Annotated in this window: 4 protein-coding genes; 3 read left to right on the top strand and 1 reads right to left on the bottom strand. The window is 66.1% G+C overall.

The window, feature by feature from the left end; all coding sequences use genetic code 11:
• Nucleotides 1–23: 23 nt before the first annotated feature.
• Entirely contained in the window at nt 24–1,331 is a 1,308-nt protein-coding gene (gene urtA / locus VNT50_RS11355; protein ID WP_325485229.1) for an urea ABC transporter substrate-binding protein, read from the bottom strand.
• Nucleotides 1,332–1,792: 461 nt separating this feature from the next.
• Here urtA and VNT50_RS11350 point away from each other — a divergent pair, with 461 nt between their 5' ends.
• From VNT50_RS11350 to ureC, 3 genes are all read left to right on the top strand, one after another.
• Complete coding sequence (locus VNT50_RS11350) at nt 1,793–2,095, top strand: urease subunit gamma (protein WP_325485228.1); 303 nt, start codon at nt 1,793–1,795, stop codon at nt 2,093–2,095.
• Nucleotides 2,096–2,104: 9 nt separating this feature from the next.
• Nucleotides 2,105–2,455 (top strand): urease subunit beta, encoded by a 351-nt coding sequence (gene ureB / locus VNT50_RS11345; RefSeq protein WP_325485227.1) that lies wholly within the window; start codon nt 2,105–2,107, stop codon nt 2,453–2,455.
• Nucleotides 2,442–3,741, top strand: a 1,300-nt coding sequence (ureC, locus tag VNT50_RS11340) for an urease subunit alpha (protein WP_325485226.1), incomplete at its 3' end; no start/stop codon positions are given. The genes ureB and ureC, both read left to right, overlap by 14 nt.

Raw genomic sequence — 3,741 nt, 5'->3', positions numbered from 1 at the left:
GAAACCCCGCGTCCCGTATAGGGTCAGCCCGCGGATGCCACGAGGGCATCTCGCACGTCGGCGGGGAACCAGTCGTACCCCTCGAGGAACGGGTCGGGAGTGATGGGACCATCCGATGACCAGACGATGTCGAACTGGTTCTCGGCGTTGATCCTTCCGATGTGACCCTCCTTGGAGATGTGGTGGTTCTCCCCGTCCAGCGTGACGGTGCCCTCCGGTGCGGCGAAGCTGATGCCTCCCGCCGCAGCGGCAGCATTCACATCGTCGACCTCGAACGAACCGGCCGCTTCAACGAGCTCCTTGTAGAGGTAGAGCGAGATGTACGCGGCCTCCATCGGGTCGGAGGTCACTCCACTGCTGCCCGGGTAGGCCTTCCAGTCCTCGATGAACGTGGCATTCGCGGGGGTGTCGAGCGACTGGAAGTAGTTCCACGATGCGTAGTTGCCCGTGACCTCATGACCCATCGCCGGGGCCTCCTCTTCGGCGATCGACACCGAGATGATGGGCGTCGTCTCGGGGGTGAGCCCTGCGTCGTAGTAGGCCTTGATGAAGCCCACGTTCGACGACCCGTTGATCGTGTTGAAGATGAAGTCCGGGTCCGCGGCGACGATCTTCGACACCTGGGTGGTCCAGTCGTCCTTGTCGAGGGGCACGTACTCCTCGCCGACGATCTCGATGCCGAGCTCTGCCGCGTACAGCTTGATGATCGCGTTCGCGGTGCGCGGGAAGACGTAGTCGGAGCCCGCCAGGAAGAGCGTCTTCACCCCTTGGGAAGCGAGGTAGTCCATCGCCGGGAGGATCTGCTGGTTCGTGGTAGCACCGGTGTAGTAGATGTTCGGCGAGGCCTCGAGGCCCTCGTACTGCACCGGGTAGAAGAAGAGGCCATTGTGCTCTTCGACGACCGGTTTGACGGCCTTGCGGGACGAAGAGGTCCAGCCACCGAAAATCGCGGCGACACAGTCCTGGGTGAGCAGCTTCTCCGTCTTCTCCGCGAAGGTCGGCCAGTCGGTGGCGCCGTCTTCCTGGATGTACTCGATCTGCTTGCCGAGGATGCCGCCGTCGGCGTTGATCTCGTCTGCGGCCATGTGCAGCACGTTGGAGACGGTCTTCTCGGAGATCGCCATACCGCCGGTGAGCGAGTTGAGAAACCCGAGCTTGATCGTGTCGCCGGATGTGTCGATGCAGCTTTCGGACGTCGCGGCGCCGGATGCGCTCGGCTCTGCGGCGTCGCCGGCGCGGGAGCCGCAGCCCGCGAGCACGAGGGCTGTCGCCGCGGCGAGGGCGGGAACGGCCAGCAGGCTGCGCCCCCTTCGAGTCCGTGTCGTAATCATGTGGATCTCCGTTTCTGTGATGCAGGGTGATGCATTCTCGGGTGAGTGGTGCGTCCTGCAGGCACGCCGAATGATGCCGTCGCACCGCCACGGCTTCGGAGCACGCCGAAGGAAGGCGTGCCGATGATGTGGCGGAACGGGCTGATCGGCGAATCAGGGCGTGGAGCAGGGGGTGGGCCGGTGATACGTGCGTTCTCGATGCCGGATGGTCTCGGGCCTCGTTGCCGGTTTGGGACGACGAAAGTGATCGTCGACTGCTGCGGTAGTTGCCAGCATGGGACCGTGACATTGCTCTGACATTTCTCGATTGTTCCGATTCTGTTAATCGTTCACCGGACTTCGGGGCGAGTTGGCTGAATTTCCGGGACTTAGCGAACAATTGCGGTGAGCTGGGGGCGCGGGAACCTCCGATCAAAGTTCCCGATATGACACACTTCTGACATCACCCGCCGGAGGCCCGAATGCACTTCACTCCCGCCGAAACCGAGAAGCTCCTGCTGTCGGTCGCAGCCATGGTCGCGCGCGACCGGCTCGAACGGGGCATCCTTCTCAACCACCCCGAAACCGTCGCGCTGCTCTCGTGCTGGGTCATCGAACGAGCACGAGAGGGACGTGGCGTCGCCGAGCTGATGCAGGAGGGCCGTACCGTCCTCAGGCGTGATCAAGTGCTGCCAGGCGTTCCTGAGATGCTCGCCGATGTGCAGGTCGAGGCGACGTTCCCCGATGGCCGCAAGCTCGTCACCGTCCACCACCCGATCGACTGAGGAGTCGCCGTGGCATCCGCTTCCTCCGATGGCCCTGGCGCCTACCGGATCCGACCCGGGCGCATCGAGCTCAACGCCGATCGCACCGGGGCCGAGCGCATCCGGCTCGTCTTCGTGAACACAGGCGACCGCCCGATCCAGATCGGCTCTCACATCCACCTCCCTGATGTGAACGGAGCACTGGAGTTCGACCGTGCGCTCGCACACGGGTTCCGCCTCGACATCGCCGCCGGGACGTCGCAGCGCTTCGAGCCGGGCGCATCGCGGGAGCTCGACGCCGTGACACTGCGCGGAGCGCGTCGGGTTCCCGGCATCCAGATCAAGACCGACGGACAGGAGCTGCTCGATGGTGTGGCTTGACCGATCGCGGTACGCGGCGATCTACGGGCCCACGGTGGGGGACGAAGTGCGCCTGGGCGACACCGATCTGTGGATCCAGATCGAGCGCGACCTCACCGTCGGCGGCGAGGAGGCCGTCTTCGGCGGCGGCAAGTCGATCCGCGAGTCCATGGCGCAGGCGACGACGACGCGAGCGGAGGGCGCCCTCGACACCGTCATCACGAACGCGATCATCCTGGACTGGTGGGGCATCATCCGCGCCGATATCGGCATCCGAGATGGTCGCATCGTCGGAATCGGACACGCGGGCAATCCCGACATCAGCGACGGCGTCGACATGATGATCGGGCCGTCCACCGATGTCATCTCGGGTGAGGGACGCATCGTCACCGCAGGCGCCATCGACTCGCACGTCCACCTGCTCTCCCCCTCGCAGATCCACGAGGCCCTCGCCACGGGGATCACCACGATCGTGGGCGGCGGCACGGGGCCTTCGGAAGGATCCAAGGCCACGACTGTCACGCCCGGAGCGTGGCATCTGTCAGCCATGCACCGGGCACTCGATCCTCTGCCCATCAACGTCCTGCTGCTCGGCAAGGGCAATACGGTCTCGATGGCCGCGCTGAAGGAGCAGGCGCTCGCGGGCGCCGCCGGTTACAAGGTGCACGAGGACTGGGGCTCCTCCCCGGCCGCGATCGACGCGTCCCTGCGCGCGGCCGAGGACTGGGGGCTGCAGGTCGCGCTGCACTCGGACTCGCTGAACGAGGCGGGATTCGTCGAGTCCACGATCGCGGCGATGGGCGGACGGTCGATCCATGCGTTCCACGTCGAGGGCGCCGGCGGCGGTCACGCTCCCGACATCCTCTCGATCGCAGGGCTGCCCAATGTGATCCCCGGTTCCACGAACCCGACCCTGCCGCACACCGTCAACACCGTCGCCGAGCACCTCGACATGCTGATGGTCTGTCACCACCTGAGCCCCCAGGTGCCGGAGGACCTCGCGTTCGCGGAGTCCCGGATCCGCGCCACGACGATCGCCGCCGAGGACGTCCTGCACGACATGGGCGCGCTGTCGATCACCTCGTCGGACGCCCAGGCGATGGGCCGGATCGGCGAGGTGATCACCCGCACATGGCAGGTGGCGCACGTGATGAAGCACCGCCGCGGCCCGCTCGGCAGCTCGGAGCCCGCGGACAACGAGCGCGCCCGCCGGTACGTCGCCAAGTACACGATCAACCCGGCGATCGGCCACGGCATCGACGCCCACGTCGGCTCGGTCGAGCCCGGCAAGCTGGCGGACCTCGTCC

The sequence above is a fragment of the Microbacterium sp. genome, assembly GCF_035554235.1.
In the GTDB taxonomy this organism is placed as follows: Bacteria; Actinomycetota; Actinomycetes; order Actinomycetales; family Microbacteriaceae; genus Microbacterium.
This window is presented reverse-complemented; position numbering and strand designations above follow the sequence as displayed.

Coding starts and splice junctions, on each gene's coding strand:
- urtA (WP_325485229.1), bottom strand. CDS start 1,331: ATGATTACGACACGGACTCGAAGGGGGCGCAGCCTGCTGGCCGTTCCC.
- VNT50_RS11350 (WP_325485228.1), top strand. CDS start 1,793: ATGCACTTCACTCCCGCCGAAACCGAGAAGCTCCTGCTGTCGGTCGCA.